General features: G+C 69.7%; 13 protein-coding genes and 1 riboswitch. Of the genes, 10 read left to right on the top strand and 3 right to left on the bottom strand.

Annotated elements, in window-relative coordinates; all coding sequences use genetic code 11:
* Positions 1-4: 4 nt before the first annotated feature.
* The 6 genes from hpnH to OG226_RS09040 all read left to right on the top strand — a co-directional run bounded on the left by hpnH (position 5) and on the right by OG226_RS09040 (position 6,372).
* On the top strand, positions 5-1,027 hold the full coding sequence (gene hpnH / locus OG226_RS09065) for an adenosyl-hopene transferase HpnH (RefSeq protein WP_033281750.1): 1,023 nt from the start codon (positions 5-7) through the stop codon (positions 1,025-1,027).
* Between the two features lie 4 nt (positions 1,028-1,031).
* Complete coding sequence (gene ispG / locus OG226_RS09060; protein WP_328676200.1) at positions 1,032-2,189, top strand: flavodoxin-dependent (E)-4-hydroxy-3-methylbut-2-enyl-diphosphate synthase; 1,158 nt, start codon at positions 1,032-1,034, stop codon at positions 2,187-2,189.
* Positions 2,190-2,215: 26 nt separating this feature from the next.
* A complete protein-coding gene (dxs, locus tag OG226_RS09055) occupies positions 2,216-4,123 on the top strand; it encodes a 1-deoxy-D-xylulose-5-phosphate synthase (RefSeq protein WP_328676199.1) in 1,908 nt (635 codons plus the stop codon).
* The gene (locus tag OG226_RS09050; RefSeq protein WP_328676198.1) at positions 4,120-5,505 is read left to right on the top strand and encodes an aspartate aminotransferase family protein; all 1,386 of its coding nucleotides are present in this window, start codon (positions 4,120-4,122) and stop codon (positions 5,503-5,505) included. Before dxs ends, OG226_RS09050 begins: the two co-directional genes overlap by 4 nt.
* Before the next feature lie 112 nt (positions 5,506-5,617).
* Positions 5,618-6,250: a helix-turn-helix domain-containing protein gene (locus OG226_RS09045; RefSeq protein WP_328676197.1), complete on the top strand. Its 633-nt coding sequence runs from the start codon at positions 5,618-5,620 to the stop codon at positions 6,248-6,250.
* Entirely contained in the window at positions 6,247-6,372 is a 126-nt protein-coding gene (locus tag OG226_RS09040) for a DUF6126 family protein (protein ID WP_019058824.1), read from the top strand. Before OG226_RS09045 ends, OG226_RS09040 begins: the two co-directional genes overlap by 4 nt.
* A gap of 18 nt (positions 6,373-6,390) precedes the next feature.
* Here OG226_RS09040 and OG226_RS09035 read toward each other — a convergent pair whose 3' ends face one another.
* A complete protein-coding gene (locus OG226_RS09035) occupies positions 6,391-7,188 on the bottom strand; it encodes a tyrosine-protein phosphatase (protein WP_329348534.1) in 798 nt (265 codons plus the stop codon).
* Positions 7,189-7,358: 170 nt separating this feature from the next.
* Between OG226_RS09035 and OG226_RS09030 the strand changes: the two genes are divergently transcribed.
* The 3 genes from OG226_RS09030 to OG226_RS09020 all read left to right on the top strand — a co-directional run bounded on the left by OG226_RS09030 (position 7,359) and on the right by OG226_RS09020 (position 11,810).
* Positions 7,359-9,431, top strand: a complete 2,073-nt coding sequence (locus OG226_RS09030; protein ID WP_328676195.1) for an alpha-galactosidase — start codon at positions 7,359-7,361, stop codon at positions 9,429-9,431.
* A gap of 302 nt (positions 9,432-9,733) precedes the next feature.
* Positions 9,734-9,896, top strand: a riboswitch (cyclic di-AMP (ydaO/yuaA leader).
* A 4-nt stretch (positions 9,897-9,900) separates the two neighbouring features.
* A complete protein-coding gene (locus OG226_RS09025; protein WP_329348532.1) occupies positions 9,901-10,836 on the top strand; it encodes a M23 family metallopeptidase in 936 nt (311 codons plus the stop codon).
* 188 nt (positions 10,837-11,024) lie between these two features.
* Positions 11,025-11,810 carry an SGNH/GDSL hydrolase family protein gene (locus OG226_RS09020; protein ID WP_328686266.1) on the top strand — a complete coding sequence of 262 codons (786 nt, stop codon included), beginning with the start codon at positions 11,025-11,027 and terminating at the stop codon, positions 11,808-11,810.
* 79 nt (positions 11,811-11,889) lie between these two features.
* Here OG226_RS09020 and OG226_RS09015 read toward each other — a convergent pair whose 3' ends face one another.
* Both OG226_RS09015 and OG226_RS09010 read right to left on the bottom strand, forming a co-directional pair.
* Complete coding sequence (locus tag OG226_RS09015) at positions 11,890-12,504, bottom strand: TetR/AcrR family transcriptional regulator (RefSeq protein ID WP_328676193.1); 615 nt, start codon at positions 12,502-12,504, stop codon at positions 11,890-11,892.
* Positions 12,505-12,548: 44 nt separating this feature from the next.
* Positions 12,549-13,727 carry a glutamate dehydrogenase gene (locus tag OG226_RS09010; RefSeq protein WP_329348531.1) on the bottom strand — a complete coding sequence of 393 codons (1,179 nt, stop codon included), beginning with the start codon at positions 13,725-13,727 and terminating at the stop codon, positions 12,549-12,551.
* A 194-nt stretch (positions 13,728-13,921) separates the two neighbouring features.
* Between OG226_RS09010 and OG226_RS09005 the strand changes: the two genes are divergently transcribed.
* The gene (locus tag OG226_RS09005; protein WP_328676191.1) at positions 13,922-15,133 is read left to right on the top strand and encodes an MBL fold metallo-hydrolase; all 1,212 of its coding nucleotides are present in this window, start codon (positions 13,922-13,924) and stop codon (positions 15,131-15,133) included.
* Positions 15,134-15,135: the final 2 nt, after the last annotated feature.

The raw sequence follows: 15,135 nt of genomic DNA, 5'->3' as shown, positions 1-15,135 counted from the left end.
CCAGATGGCCATGCCGCTGCGCCAGACAATCAAGGTCGCTACATACTTGGCTGAACAGAAGCTCCGCAAGAGGGACAAGTTCCCCCTGATCGTGGAGCTGGAACCTCTCTTCGCATGCAACCTGAAGTGCGAGGGCTGCGGCAAGATCCAGCACCCGGCGGGCGTGCTCAAGCAGCGCATGCCGGTGGCTCAGGCCGTCGGGGCGGTGCTCGAATCCGGTGCGCCGATGGTGTCCATCGCGGGCGGCGAGCCCCTGATGCACCCTCAGATCGACGAGATCGTGCGCCAGTTGGTGGCGAAGAAGAAGTACGTCTTCCTCTGCACCAACGCCATGCTGCTGCGCAAGAAGCTCGACAAGTTCACGCCCTCGCCGTACTTCGCCTTCGCGGTGCACATCGACGGGCTGCGCGAGCGGCACGACGAGTCCGTCGCGAAGGAGGGCGTGTTCGACGAGGCGGTGGAGGCGATGAAGGAGGCCAAGAAACGCGGCTTCCGGGTCACCACCAACTCCACGTTCTTCAACACGGACACCCCGCAGACCATCATCGAGGTCCTGAACTTCCTCAACGACGACATCAAGGTCGACGAGATGATGATCTCGCCCGCCTACGCCTACGAGAAGGCACCCGACCAGGAGCACTTCCTGGGTGTCGCGCAGACCCACGAGCTGTTCAAGAAGGCCTTCGCGGGCGGCAACCGGCGCAAGTGGCGGCTCAACCACTCCCCGCTCTTCCTGGACTTCCTGGAGGGCAAGGTCGACTTCCCGTGCACGGCCTGGGCGATCCCGAACTACTCGCTCTTCGGCTGGCAGCGCCCCTGCTACCTGATGAGCGACGGGTACGTGCCCACGTACCGGGAGCTGATCGAGGACACCGACTGGGACAAGTACGGCCGCGGCAAGGACCCGCGCTGCGCCAACTGCATGGCGCACTGCGGCTACGAGCCCACCGCCGTCCTCGCCACCATGGGCTCCCTCAAGGAGTCCCTGCGGGCCATGCGCGAGACCGTCGCCGGAAACCGCGACTGACGCCATGACCGCCGTAGCTCTGGGCGTCCCCGAGATGCCGGTCCGGCCGATCGCCGAGCGACGTGTGTCGCGACGCATCGAGGTCGGATCGGTGGCGGTCGGGGGCGGGGCCCCCGTCTCGGTCCAGTCGATGACCACGACCCGTACGTCGGACATCGGCGCCACCCTGCAACAGATCGCCGAACTCACCGCGTCCGGCTGCCAGATCGTCCGCGTCGCCTGCCCCACGCAGGACGACGCGGACGCGCTGGCGACCATCGCGCGCAAGTCGCAGATCCCGGTGATCGCGGACATCCACTTCCAGCCGAAGTACGTCTTCGCCGCGATCGAGGCCGGCTGTGCGGCAGTTCGCGTCAACCCGGGCAACATCAAGCAGTTCGACGACAAGGTCAAGGAGATCGCGCGGGCCGCGAAGGACCACGGCACGCCGATCCGGATCGGGGTCAACGCCGGTTCCCTGGACCGGCGTCTGCTCCAGAAGTACGGCAAGGCGACGCCCGAGGCGCTCGTCGAGTCGGCCCTGTGGGAGGCGTCCCTCTTCGAGGAGCACGGCTTCCGCGACATCAAGATCTCCGTCAAGCACAACGACCCCGTGGTGATGGTCAACGCCTACCGGCAGCTCGCCGCGCAGAGCGACTATCCGCTGCACCTCGGGGTCACCGAGGCCGGGCCCGCCTTCCAGGGCACGATCAAGTCGGCGGTCGCCTTCGGGGCGCTGCTCAGCGAGGGCATCGGCGACACGATCCGGGTGTCGCTGTCCGCCCCGCCGGTGGAGGAGGTCAAGGTCGGCCTCCAGATCCTGGAGTCGCTGAACCTCAAGCCCCGCCGACTGGAGATCGTGTCGTGCCCGTCCTGCGGGCGCGCCCAGGTGGACGTCTACAAGCTCGCCGACGAGGTCACGGCGGGCCTGGAAGGCATGGAGGTGCCGCTGCGCGTCGCGGTCATGGGCTGCGTCGTCAACGGACCCGGCGAGGCGCGGGAGGCCGACCTGGGGGTCGCCTCCGGCAACGGCAAGGGCCAGATCTTCGTCAAGGGCGAGGTCGTCAAGACCGTCCCCGAGTCGAAGATCGTGGAGACCCTCATCGAGGAGGCGATGAAGATCGCCGAACAGATGGAGCAGGACGGTGTCGCGGCGGGGGAGCCGGCCGTCACCGTGAGCTGAACAGCACGGACCGAAGGGGGCCCGACGTGACGATCCTGGAGAGCATCCGTCAACCACGCGACCTGAAGTCGCTGTCCGAGGCGGAACTCGGCGAACTGTCCGAAGAGATAAGGGAGTTCCTGGTCCACGCGGTGGCCAGGACCGGCGGTCACCTCGGACCCAACCTGGGCGTGGTGGAGTTGACCATCGCGCTGCACCGCGTCTTCGAGTCCCCGGCCGACCGCATCCTGTGGGACACCGGCCACCAGAGCTACGTGCACAAGATGCTGACGGGTCGTCAGGACTTCTCGAAGCTGCGCGGCAAGGGCGGCCTGTCCGGCTACCCCTCGCGTGAGGAGTCCGAGCACGACGTCATCGAGAACAGCCACGCCTCCACCGCGCTCGGCTGGGCCGACGGCCTCGCCAAGGCCCGCCAGGTGCAGGGCGGGAAGGGCCACGTCGTCGCGGTCATCGGCGACGGCGCGCTCACCGGCGGCATGGCCTGGGAGGCGCTGAACAACATCGCGGCCGCCAAGGACCGGCCGCTGATCATCGTCGTCAACGACAACGAGCGCTCCTACGCACCCACCATCGGCGGCCTCGCCAACCACCTGGCGACCCTGCGCACGACCGACAGCTACGAGAAGGTCCTCGCCTGGGGCAAGGACGTCCTGCTGCGCACCCCGGTCGTCGGCAACACGATCTACGAGTCACTGCACGGCGCGAAGAAGGGTTTCAAGGACGCGTTCGCCCCGCAGGGCATGTTCGAGGACCTGGGCCTCAAGTACGTCGGCCCGATCGACGGACACGACATCGGCGCCGTCGAGTCCGCGCTGCGCCGCGCGAAACGCTTCCACGGCCCGGTCCTCGTCCACTGCCTCACGGAGAAGGGCCGCGGCTACGAACCCGCCCTCGCCCATGAGGAAGACCACTTCCACACCGTCGGCGTGATGGACCCGCTCACCTGCGCACCCCTCGTGCCCTCCAACGGCCCTTCCTGGACCAGCGTGTTCGGCGACGAGATCCTGCGCATCGGGGAGGAACGCGACGACGTCGTGGCCATCACGGCCGCCATGCTGCACCCGGTCGGCCTCGGCAAGTTCGCCGCGAAGTTCCCCGACCGGGTGTGGGACGTCGGCATCGCCGAACAGCACGCGGCCGTATCGGCGGCGGGTCTCGCGACCGGCGGACTGCACCCCGTCGTCGCCGTCTACGCCACCTTCCTCAACCGTGCCTTCGATCAACTCCTCATGGACGTGGCGCTGCACCGCTGCGGGGTGACGTTCGTCCTGGACCGCGCCGGAGTGACCGGAGTTGACGGAGCGTCACACAACGGCATGTGGGACATGTCCATCCTCCAGGTCGTGCCCGGCCTGCGGATCGCCGCCCCGCGCGACGCCGACCAACTCCGTGCCCAGCTAAGGGAAGCGGTCGCCGTCGACGACGCGCCGACCTTGGTCCGCTTCCCGAAGGAGTCGGTCGGACCGGAGATCCCGGCGATCGACCGCGTGGGCGGCCTCGACGTCCTGCACCGGGGCGCGGAGACACCCGAGGTACTGCTCGTCGCGGTGGGCGTGATGGCGCCCGTCTGCCTCCAGGCCGCCGAGCTCCTCGAAGCGCGGGGCATCAACTGCACGGTCGTGGACCCCCGTTGGGTCAAACCCGTCGACCCGGCGCTCCCGGGCCTCGCCGCCGAACACCGGTTGGTGGCCGTAGTGGAGGACAACAGCCGCGCCTCCGGCGTCGGCGCCGCGGTGGCGCTGGCCCTCGGCGACGCCGAAGTCGACGTCCCCGTACGGCGGTTCGGCATCCCGGAGCAGTTCCTCGCGCACGCCAAACGCGGGGAGGTGCTCGCCGACATCGGCCTCACACCCGTCGAGGTCGCCGGACGGATCAGCGCAAGCCTGGCGGTCAAGGACGCGAACGCCGGCACAGCCAAGGAGAAACCCGAATGACCAAGGAGTTCGACCTCAGCGCGCTCTTGGCCGAGCGCGGAGCCGAGCGCTACGAGCTGCACGCCAAGTACCTGAACCACCAACTCCCGCGCATGCTGCACACCATCGGCTTCGACAAGGTCTACGAGCGGGGCGAGGGCGCCTACTTCTGGGACGCCGACGGCAACGACTACCTCGACATGCTCGCCGGGTTCGGGGTGATGGGCCTGGGCCGCCACCACCCCGTCGTCCGCAAGGCGGTGCACGACGTCCTCGACGCCCAGCTCGCCGACCTCACCCGCTTCGACTGCCAGCCGCTGCCCGGCCTGCTCGCCGAGCAACTCCTCACCCACAGCCCGCACCTGGACCGGGTGTTCTTCGGCAACAGCGGTACGGAGGCGGTCGAGACCGCGCTCAAGTTCGCCCGCTACGCCACCGGGAAACCCCGTGTCCTGTACTGCGACCACGCCTTCCACGGCCTGACCACCGGCTCGCTCTCCGTCAACGGCGAGGACGGCTTCCGGGACGGCTTCGCCCCGCTGCTGCCGGACACGGCCGTACCGCTCGGCGATCTCGACGCCCTGGCACGGGAGTTGAAGAAGGGCGACGTCGCCGCCCTCGTCGTCGAACCGATCCAGGGCAAGGGCGTCCACGAGGCGCCGCCCGGCTACCTGCGCGCCGCACAGGAACTCCTGCACCAGCACAAGGCGTTGCTCATCGCGGACGAGGTGCAGACCGGCCTCGGGCGCACCGGCGACTTCTACGCCTACCAGCACGAGGAGGGCGTGGAGCCGGACCTGGTGTGCGTGGCCAAGGCGCTGTCCGGCGGCTATGTGCCGGTGGGCGCGACGCTCGGCAAGGACTGGATCTTCAAGAAGGTCTACTCGTCCATGGACCGCGTCCTGGTCCACTCGGCGAGCTTCGGGTCCAACGCGCAGGCCATGGCGGCCGGCCTCGCCGTGCTGTCGGTCATGGAGAACGAGCAGATCGTCGCCAACGCCCGTGCCACCGGGGACCAGTTGAGGACCCGGCTCGCCGCGCTGGTCGACAAGTACGAGCTGCTCGCCGACGTCCGCGGCCGGGGCCTGATGATCGGCATCGAGTTCGGCAGGCCCAAGTCGCTGAAGCTGCGCAGCCGTTGGACCATGCTGCAGGCCGCACGCAAGGGCCTGTTCGCCCAGATGGTGGTCGTACCGCTGCTCCAACGGCACCGCATCCTCACCCAGGTCTCCGGCGACCACCTGGAGGTCATCAAGCTCATCCCGCCGCTGATCATCGGCGAGCGCGAGGTGGACCGGTTCGTGGACGCGTTCACGGCCGTGATGGACGACGCGCACAGTGGTGGCGGGCTGATGTGGGACTTCAGCAAGACGCTCGTGAAGCAGGCGGTGGCGAACCGGTAGCGGTGGCGAACCGGTAGGGGTTTCTGCCTGGCGCCGTTGACGGGAGCCACGGATTTTTGCCCCTGAGGCAAGAGATTTGCCGCAGGGGCAAATGTCCGGCTGAATGGAGAGCATGAGCTCTCCCGAGACCGAGCCGGAACCGTCGGCCGGGCCGGTCGAAGACCTGCCGGCCACCGTCGCACCACAGCTCCGTGCCCTGCGTCGCCGCGCCTCCCTCACCCTGGAGGTCGCCGCCCGCTCGGCCGGACTCTCGCCCGCCCATCTCTCCCGTCTGGAGACCGGGCTGCGCCAGCCCTCGCTGCCGATGCTGCTCGCGCTCGCCCGCATCTACGGTACGACAGTCTCGGATCTGCTCGGCGAGACGGTCACCGACCGGGACGCCGTAGTCCGCGCCGCCGACATGGAACCGACCCGCGCGGGCGGCTGGACCTACTGGCAGGCCGGTGCCCCCGGCCGTGGGATGCAGTCGCTGCGCGTCCGCATCCCGCACGGCTCCCAGGGCGACATCGTGCGCGTGCACCCCGGCGAGGAGTGGCTGTACGTCCTCAAGGGGCGGCTCCGCCTGCGCCTCGGTGACACCGCGCACCTCCTCGCACCGGGCGACAGCGCGCACTTCGACTCGCTCACCCCGCACCGCCTCGCCGCCGCCGAGGAGGACGGCGTCGAGGTCCTGTTCGTCCACACCCTGCTGCAGAGCCCCACGGCCACCCTGTGCCTGGGCCCGATCACCGGAGAGACGCCATGAGCGGCAACAACATCGAGGACAAGTTCCCCCGCGCCCTGTGGGTACGGCTCATCATCTACATCGCCGTCGGCCACGTCTTCGCGGCCTTCATCTACCTGCTGTTCTCCGTGGGCGCCAAGTAGCCGGCCACAGCCGCGAGTTCAGTCGAGGAGCCGCTCGCGCAGCCGTTCCCGGAGCTCCGGGGTGATCCCGAGCCCCTGCTCCAGATAGGCGTCCACGCTGCCCCAGGTCTCCTCGACGGTGTCGAAAGCGGCCGTCAGATACTCGGCGCGGGCGTCGAAGAGAGGGCTGAGGAGTTCCATCACCTCGGGGGAGTAGGCCGAGGCGGAGGAGCCGCTGCGGCGCACCTTGTAGCGGCGGTGCTTCGCGTTCGACTCCAGGTAGTCGGTCACGATCGCCTCGCGCTCCACGCCCAGGGCGAGCAGCGTCACGGCTATCGAGAGGCCCGCGCGGTCCTTGCCCGCCGCGCAGTGCATCAGCGCGGGAACACTGTCCTCCGCGAGTGCGTGCAGCACCTGGGAGTGCTCGGCGGTGCGCTCCGTGACGATCGTGCGGTACGAGGCGATCATCCGGTCGGCGCCCTTGTCGCCGCCGAGGATCCCGCGCAGTTGGTCTATCTCGCCGTCGCGGACCATCTTCCAGAACTCGGAGCCGTCCGCCGGGTCCGACAGCGGCAGATTCACATTGCGCACGCCGGGCAGTTCGACATCGGGACCCTCCAGCTTCTGGTCCGACGCGTTGCGGAAGTCGAAGATCGTGTGCAGACCCAGCGAGTCGAGGAACGCGGCGTCCTCCTCGGTCGCGTGCGCAAGGTGACCACTGCGGAACAGCACCCCGTGCCGCACCCGCCGTCCGTCCGCCGTCGGAAGTCCGCCCACGTCCCGGAAATTACGCACTCCGGACAACTCCGGCTCGGTCGACGGAATCTGCTGCGTCACGAGGACTCCTCCCACTCGGCCCGACGACGCGGCTCACCGGCGGGCACGCTTCCGACGATACGACATCGATTCCACAGGCCATGAGTTGTCCACAGACGTTGCCTCGCAGGCCCCCGGCCATTGATGATGTTGCTGCTTGAGTGGACTTGTTCGAATCTGTGAGGGGCTTGATGCTGGAGATCGCCGAGAACGGCCGTACGTGGGTGCTGACGGGCCCCACGAGCAGCTACGCCGTCCATCTCACCGAGGACGACGAGCTGCTCCACCTGCACTGGGGCCCCGCGATCGCACTCGCCGACGCCGAGGAGCTCGCCGCCCGCCCGCTGCCCGAAGGCTCCTCCTTCGAGTCCCCGCTCGACGGCCGAGAGGAGTACCCCGTCGAGGGTGGCCCCCGCTTCGCACGCCCCGCCCTGTCCGTGCGCACGCCCGAGCGCCGCGGCACGGAATGGACCTTCGAGCGGTACGACACGGAGGCCGACGAACTGCGGCTCCGCTTCCGGGACACCGGTCTCGCGATCACGCTGCACTACCGGATGCGCGGCGACGTCGTGGAGCGCTGGACGACTCTCGACAACGACGGGGGCGAGGCACTGGAGCTGCTGCGCGCCGACTCCGCCGTGTGGACGCTGCCCGAGCGGGACGGGTGGCAGCTGTCGCAGCTGCACGGGCGGTGGGCCGCCGAGTCCCGGCTGGTGCGTTCCGCTCTCACCTACGGTGAGAAGGTCATCGGCAGCCGTCGCGGCCACACCGGGCATCAGCACCTGCCCTGGGTCGCGCTCGACACCGACGCGACCGAGGAGCGCGGCGAGGTCTACGGCTGTGCTCTCGGCTGGTCGGGGTCCTGGCGGATCGCCGTGGCCCAACTCCCGGACGCGCGCGTGCAGATCGGCGGCGGCGCCGGGTACGACGACTCCGGGCTGCTGCTCCTGGCACCGGGGGAGTCCTTCACGGCCCCCGTCTTCGCCGGCCTGTGGAGCGACGCCGGCTTCGGCGGCGCCAGCCGCACCTGGCACGACTACCAGCGGACGTACGTCATCCCGGACGCGGACCAGGACCGGCCGGTGCTCTACAACTCCTGGGAGGCCACGCAGTTCGACATCTCCGAGGAGCAGCAGGAGACGCTCGCGCAGCGCGCGGCGGCGGTCGGGGTCGAGCTGTTCGTGGTCGACGACGGTTGGTTCGGTGCCCGCACCAGCGACCGTGCCGGGCTCGGCGACTGGACCCCCAACCCGGACCGCTTCCCGGCCGGCCTCAAGCCGCTCGCCGACCGCGTCCACGCGCACGGCATGCGGTTCGGGATCTGGGTCGAGCCCGAGATGGTCAACCCGGACAGCGACCTGTATCGCGCGCACCCCGACTGGGTGCAGTACCAAGAGGGACGAAAGCGGACGGAGTTCCGCAATCAGCTCGTCCTCAACCTGGCCCGCGAGGACGTCCAGGAGTACCTCTGGGAGCAGCTCGACGGGCTGCTCTCCAGTGCCCCGATCGACTACGTGAAGTGGGACTTCAACCGCTGCTTCACGGATGCCGGGTGGCCCGGTGACGCCTATCCGCAGCGCCTCTGGATCGACCATGTGCGCGCCCTGTACGCCCTGTTCGACCGGTTGCGGGCGGCCCACCCGGGCGTGGCCTTCGAGTCCTGCTCGGGCGGCGGCGGCCGGATCGACCTCGGCATCATGAGCCGTACGGACCAGGTGTGGACCTCGGACAACACCGACCCGCTCGACCGGCTCGCCATCCAGCACGGCTTCAGCCAGATCCACCCCGCGCGCGTGATGGCCGCCTGGGTCACCGACAGCCCGAACACCCAGCTCAACGGCCGCGTCAGCAGCCTGCGTTTCCGGTTCGTGAGCGCCATGGCCGGGGTGCTCGGCGTGGGCGGCGATCTCTCGGAGTGGACCGGGGAGGAACTCGCCGAGGCCCGCCGGTGGGTGGACCTGTACAAGGAGATCCGGCCGCTCGTGCAGCACGGCGACCTCCACCGGCTGCGCCCGCCGAGCGGCGGACTCGGCGCCGTGCAGTACGTCCGCGGCGACGAGACCGTCGTCCTCGCCCTGCTCCAGGCGCAGCACTACGGCGAGCCGCTGCCGGCGCTCCGGCTGCGCGGGCTCGACCCGGCAGCGTCGTACGAATGCCTCGAAACGGGCGAAGTCCACCGGGGGGCCGTGCTGTTGCACCACGGGCTGCGGACCGGGCTGCGCGGTGACCTCGATGCGACGGTTATCCGCCTGCGTCGCATCTGATCCCTCTGTCCCAATTGCAGCCTTCGTCCAACTCGCTCTGGAATAAAGGAACCTGAGAGTTGTGTACGTGAGCAGCGTCATATTCGTGACCGTGCGTCGTTCGTCATGTTCACGTAATTGACGTGCTTTTACAGGGGGATTGAGGGGTTGAGTCCTGTGGGAATTCACGGAGGGTGACGGTGAATTCCCACAGGGAAACACAAGAAACGCAAATCCGTGGAACCTCCTGCTTGTCCCTTTGCGTCTTCCTCGCTTACGTTCGCCACCAATCCGGACGGACGCCCAATCCTGCCGCCGACCGGACTCCGCACACACCCACCCGTATGCGGCAGGAGCGGGGGACCCACAGGTAAGACGCCTGTTCCGGTCTCCGGAACGGGCTTGGGGTTTAGCCGCGACCAGCGCGCGGCCGGGCATCTCCAGCCCGCACCCGACAGCTCACCTCGCAGGCGCCGGAGAGGAATTCGTCATGCCCGTGAAGGGTAAGCACCGCCGCCCGAAGTCCCAGCGACTCACCCGCTCGATGGCCGTAGCCGGAACCGGCGGCGCCGCACTCGCCCTTCCGCTCATGGGGGCCACCGGCGCTCATGCCGCGCCCACGACTTCCGCTCCGGAAAAGGCCGTTCAGTCCCTTCCGGTGACAGAGAAGACGGCGACGGAGAAGGTGGCGACCGCCAAGACCGCGGGCGTCAAGACGTATTCGGTGAAGGCGGGCGACTGGCTCGCGAAGATCGCCGACGAGCAGGACGTCACCGGCGGCTGGAAGAAGATCTACCAGGACAACCGTGAGGCCATCGGCGGCGACCCGTCACTGATCCACCCGGGCCTGAAGCTGACCCTCGGCAAGAAGGCCGCGACGGGCGGGACGGACACCGGTACGTCGTCCAAGTCGTCCGGCACCACGTCTCCTTCGTCCTCGTCGTCGTCCTCCTCTTCCTCGGCGAAGAGCAGCTCGGCCGCGCAGAGCGACGACAGCACGGGCACCAGTACCTCCACCGGCTACACCCTCCCCGTGACCGGCGCCACCATCGGCACCGGCTATCACGTCGCGGGCAGCATGTGGTCCAGCGGCTATCACACCGGCGTCGACTTCGTCGTCCCGACGGGCACCACCGTCAAGGCGGTCGCCGCGGGCACGGTCGTCTCGGCGGCCTACGACGGCGCGTACGGCAACGAGGTCGTCATCCGGCACGCGGACGGCGAGTACTCGCAGTACGCCCACATGTCGCAGCTGTCCGTCTCGGCCGGTCAGACCGTGACCGAGGGCCAGCAGATAGGTCTCTCCGGCGCGACCGGCAACGTGACCGGCCCGCACCTGCACTTCGAGATCCGGACCACGCCGTACTACGGCTCGGACGTGGACCCGGTCGCCTATCTCCGCTCGCACGGCGTCACCGTCGGCTGACACCGGAGCCCGGCGCAGAGCAGTTCCGGGGTCAACGCCCCTGATCGGAGGGTTATTCCGACTTTGGACAACCCTTTACAAGTGGCTTATCTCACCGCCCGTCAACCCCTAAATACGATCGCGTAGGTCACACCTCAGGGTGAATTATGGTTGCCGTGGCTAACGATTCGAAGAGTGACAACAGAGCAGTGATCGGGTCGTACGTGGCGGTGGGGGACAGCTTCACCGAGGGCGTCGGCGATCCAGGGCCCGACGGGGCGATGGTCGGCTGGGCCGACCGGTTCGCGGTACTGCTCGCGGACCGGCGACCCGAGGGCGACTTCGAGTACGCCAACCTCGCGGTGCGCGGGAAACTGCTCGACCAGATCGTGGAGGACCAGCTCACCCGGGCCAAGGAGATCGGGCCCGACCTGGTCTCCTTGGCCGCCGGCGGCAACGACATCATCCGTCCCGGCACCGACCCCGACGAGGTCGCCGAACGCTTCGAACGCGCGGTCGCCGACCTCACCGCCGCCGTCGGCACCGTCATGGTGACGACCGGCTTCGACACCCGCGGCGTACCCGTGCTCAAGCATCTGCGCGGCAAGATCGCCACCTACAACGGACATGTGCGGGCCATCGCCGACCGCTACGGCTGCCCCGTGCTCGACCTGTGGTCCCTGAAGACGGTCCAGGACCGGCGGGCCTGGGACGGCGACCGGCTCCACCTCTCTCCCGAGGGGCACACGCGCGTGGCGCTCCGCGCCGGCCAGGTCCTCGGCGTCGAGGTCCCGGCCGACCCTGATCAGCCCTGGCCCCCGCTGCCGCCGCGCGGCGCGCTCGACATCAGGCGCGACGACGTGCACTGGGCACGCGAGTACCTGGTGCCGTGGATCGGGCGCCGGCTGCGGGGCGAGTCCTCCGGGGACCATGCCGAGGCGAAGGGCACGCTGTCGCCGGACGCCATCAAGATGCGGATCGAGCGGGTGGCCTGACGGGGCGACACGGTAACGGGGTGCCGCGGCAACAGGTGCGGCGGTGACCCCTCGAAGAGGCGGCTCTTGGGGGAACGGCTCAGGGAGCGGTCAACGCCGCCCGCTCCAGGCCGAGTTCCCGTGCGAGCGCCTCGTCGACCCACTCCAGGGCCCGCGCCCGCGACACCGCGCCCCCGTAGGCGGTCATCTGCACGGCGAGCCCGTCGAGGAGGGCCGTCAGGCGCAGGGCGGTGGTGGTCGGATCCGGGCAGTGGAACTCGCCCGCGGTCACTCCCTCGGCGACGACCTCCGCGAGTGCTTGTTTCCACCGGCGGTCGAGATCGCGGGTGACGTCCAGGAGGGCGGGTTCGCGGAGCGACACGGCCCAGCCCTCGATCCACAGCCGCCAGCCCTTGGCCTGCCCGGTCGGTGCGTACCAGCGCACCGCGGCCCGCAGTCGGCGCAGCGCGGTCGTACGGCGGCCCAGGAGCTTGTGGAGACGCGCGAGGTCGTCCTCGGCGGCGAAGGTGAACGCGGCGGCGACCAGTTTCTCCTTGGTCGAGAAGTGATAGAGCACCAGCGCGTTGCTCACCCCGAGCGCCGCGGCCACGTCGGCGATCCTGACCGCCGCCACACCCCGCGCCTCGATCTGCTCGACGGCGGCCCGCAGCAACTCCGCCCGCCGTTCCCCCACACTCAACCGCACTCTCGCCACGCGGTCACCCTAATCCGTCGCCCCCAGGGGTGTTGTCCCGTACGTCACCGGTACCAGCCGAAGCGTTCCGCGATGACCGGCAGCCGGTCGTCGACGATGGCGTGCGCGGCGGCGCGCGGTGTCGTGCCGTCGGCCTCCGCGCGGGCCAGCATCCGGTCGATCAGGGCGCGCATCGAACGCCGGGTGTGCGCGAACGCCTCGTCCGCGTCGGCGCCGATGTCCCCGAACAGGGTCCACCACCACCAGGCGTTCGTCCCGGAGTTCACGACCACGTCCGGCAGCACGGTCACCCCGCGCGCGGAGAGCAGTTCCTCCGCCTCGGGCAGTACGGGCATGTTGGCCGCCTCGACGATCCAACGAGCCGTGATCCCTTGCTGGTTCGTGGTGTCGATCGCGTACGACACCGCCGCCGGAACCAGCACCTCCGCCTCGACGGACAGCCAGTCCTCGCCGGGGAGTTCGAGGTCGCCCAGCCGCAGCGCGGAGCGGTCCACGGTGCCGTACGCGTCCCGGGCCGCGAGCAGCGCGTCCACGTCGAGTCCGGCCGGGTTCGCGATCGTGCCCTTGATGTCGGCGACGGCGACGATCGACAACCCCGCGCGCGTGAGGAACCGTGCCGTGGCCCCGCCCATGGTGCCCAGCCCCTGTACGGCGACCCGCGTCCCCGCGTACGGCACGCCCGCCCGGTCCAGCGCCGCGAGCACCGACTCCGCGACCCCGCAGCCGCCGACCAGCTCGTCGAGACCGATGCCGTCCACCTCGACCGCGAAGGCGTCCGCGAGCCGCCGCCGCGCCTCCGTCTCGTCGTCGAGCAGCGGATACACGGCCTGGATCGACGACACGAGCCCCGCTTCCGCGGCGGCCCGGTCGACCAGGTCCTGAGTGAGCCCGAGGTCCTCGCCCGTCGTCCAGAAGCTCTCGATGTACGGCCGCATGGCGCGCAGGTAGCGCACGAGGAGGCCGTACGACACCGGGTCCTGGGGATCGCAGTCGATGCCGCCCTTGGCGCCGCCCAGGGGGATGTACCGGCCCTCCGGGTCGTAGTGCAGGGCCTCTTTCATGGTCATGCCCCGGGCCAGCCCGGCCACCTCGTCGAGCGTGCAGCCCGGCCGCATCCGCAGTCCGCCGCTGGACACCCCGCGCACCAGCTTGTCGATGACCAGGAAGCCCTGGCGGCCGGTGACGTGGTCGGTCCAGGTGAGCGACATCAAGGGGGCGGTCATACGGGCTCCTCGGGGCGCCGGCCGGCAGGGCGGGTACGGACAGGACGGAAGGGCGAGTTCCGTCCCGCGGTGTCAACCTCCGGCGCGGAACTTTGGTCTTTCCTTGGAAACCGGCCCCGGTGACGCCGACGCAGCGGCGTTGTCACAGGGGTCGACCATAATGGAAAGCCTGACCGACCCGACCTGGAGGCATCGTGACCGGATTCCGTACGCTGAGCTCCGGGCTCCGCGCGTTGCAGCCTGATGCCTTCGGCGCGGAGCCGAGCGGCGAGCGCCTGGCGCGCATCCGCAGATCGCCCCACTTCAAGGACGGGGTGTTCCAGAACCCCGGGGGCAATACGAACGTCCGCCCGTCCGGCGGCACGATGCGCGGGATGGGGAAGTCCTACCTCGACAAGGAGCAGCGCGCCCGCCGCGCGCCCGACGGCACGCTGCCGGTGCACGCCACCACCCTCGCCGACCTGGCCAGGCCCGCCGCGACCGGATTGCGGCTGACCTGGATGGGGCACTCCAGCGTGCTCGCGGAGATCGACGGCCACCGGGTCCTCTTCGACCCGGTCTGGGGCGAGCGCTGCTCCCCGTTCCCGTTCGCCGGACCCAAGCGGCTGCACCCGGTGCCCCTGCCGATCGCCGCGCTCGGCCCGGTCGACGTCGTGGTCATCTCGCACGACCACTACGACCACTTGGACATGCCCACGATCAAGGCGCTGGCCGACACGGACACCCTGTTCGCCGTGCCGCTCGGCGTCGGCGCCCACCTGGAGCACTGGGGCGTGTCCGCCGACCGGCTGCGCGAGCTGGACTGGCACGAGGAGACCGAGATCGGCGGCCTCACCCTGACCGCCACCCCGGCCCGGCACTTCTGCGGGCGCGGTCTGCGCAACACCCAGCACACCCTCTGGGCGTCCTGGGTGGTCGCCGGTGACGAGCACCGGATCTACCACAGCGGAGACACCGGCTACTTCGAGGGCTTCAAGGACATCGGCGCCGCGCACGGCCCGTTCGACGCCACGATGATCCAGATCGGGGCGTACAGCGAGTTCTGGCCCGACATCCACATGACGCCCGAGGAGGGCATGCGCGCCCACCTCGACCTCCAGGGCGGCCGGCCGCACGGGGTGCTGCTGCCGATCCACTGGGGCACGTTCAACTTGGCGCTGCACCCGTGGGCCGAGCCCGGCGAGTGGACCGCGGACGAGGGTGAAGCGGCCGGCCAGGCCGTGGCCACCCCGCGGCCGGGCGAGCCGTTCGAACCGGGCGGCGACCTGACGACGGACCCGTGGTGGCGGCCCTTCGGGGGGACGATCGACCACCCCTGGCGGATCCCGAAGCCGGTGGAGACGGAAGCGACGGAACCGAAGCCGGCGACCGCCCCGGCGGAGCTGGACCTCGCGAACGAGCGCTGACC

It is taken from the genome of Streptomyces sp. NBC_01261, assembly GCF_036226385.1.
GTDB lineage: Bacteria > Actinomycetota > Actinomycetes > Streptomycetales > Streptomycetaceae > Streptomyces.
This window is presented reverse-complemented; position numbering and strand designations above follow the sequence as displayed.

Coding starts and splice junctions, on each gene's coding strand:
- hpnH (WP_033281750.1), top strand. CDS start 5: ATGGCCATGCCGCTGCGCCAGACAATCAAGGTCGCTACATACTTGGCT.
- OG226_RS09025 (WP_329348532.1), top strand. CDS start 9,901: ATGCCCGTGAAGGGTAAGCACCGCCGCCCGAAGTCCCAGCGACTCACC.
- ispG (WP_328676200.1), top strand. CDS start 1,032: ATGACCGCCGTAGCTCTGGGCGTCCCCGAGATGCCGGTCCGGCCGATC.
- OG226_RS09030 (WP_328676195.1), top strand. CDS start 7,359: ATGCTGGAGATCGCCGAGAACGGCCGTACGTGGGTGCTGACGGGCCCC.
- OG226_RS09050 (WP_328676198.1), top strand. CDS start 4,120: ATGACCAAGGAGTTCGACCTCAGCGCGCTCTTGGCCGAGCGCGGAGCC.
- OG226_RS09010 (WP_329348531.1), bottom strand. CDS start 13,727: ATGACCGCCCCCTTGATGTCGCTCACCTGGACCGACCACGTCACCGGC.
- OG226_RS09045 (WP_328676197.1), top strand. CDS start 5,618: ATGAGCTCTCCCGAGACCGAGCCGGAACCGTCGGCCGGGCCGGTCGAA.
- OG226_RS09040 (WP_019058824.1), top strand. CDS start 6,247: ATGAGCGGCAACAACATCGAGGACAAGTTCCCCCGCGCCCTGTGGGTA.